Below are 548 nucleotides of genomic sequence, written 5' to 3'. Positions count from 1 at the left end.
CGGCCCACCCGGTTTTTGCCGCAGGTTTCACCGATCTCATTCAGATCGCCATGAACCCGACGATAGCCATAGACGCCACCGCTCAGGGAATATGAATCACGGATGAGCGTCAGCAGACGCTGGTTATCTTTATCCCGCGCAGAGACCGGATTATGCAGCCACGCATAAAACCCGGCCCGGGCAACGCACAACACCCGACACATCGTCATGACACCCCATACAGTGCGGTGCTCATTGATAAAGCGGTACTTCAGTCGGGCTCCCTTGCAAAGTACCGCGCGGCCTTTTTCAGAATATCCCGTTCTTCCTCAGTGCGCTTCAGCTGTGCCCTGAGCTTCAGGATCTCGCTTTTAGCTTCCAGTAAATCCCGGGCATGCTGTTCGCTGTTATCAGGCTTGATAGCCCGTAGCCACTTGTAGAGGCTGTGCGCAGAAACGCCCAGACGGTCGGATACTTCAGCAACAGAATAACCGCGCTCCGTTATCTGACGGACGGCTTCTTCCTTAAATTCAGGTGTAAATCGTGGTGTGCCCATACGCTCCTCCTAT

At 54.6% G+C, this 548-nt stretch carries 1 pseudogene; it reads right to left on the bottom strand.

The features are described 5' to 3' along the window. Positions 1 to 535: pseudogene (locus ACH1XZ_RS23190) on the bottom strand (transposase); the annotation flags it as partial. Positions 536 to 548: the final 13 nt, after the last annotated feature.

It is taken from the genome of Kluyvera chengduensis, from assembly GCF_044197065.1.
Taxonomy (GTDB): Bacteria; Pseudomonadota; Gammaproteobacteria; order Enterobacterales; family Enterobacteriaceae; genus Kluyvera; species Kluyvera ascorbata_C.
This window is presented reverse-complemented; position numbering and strand designations above follow the sequence as displayed.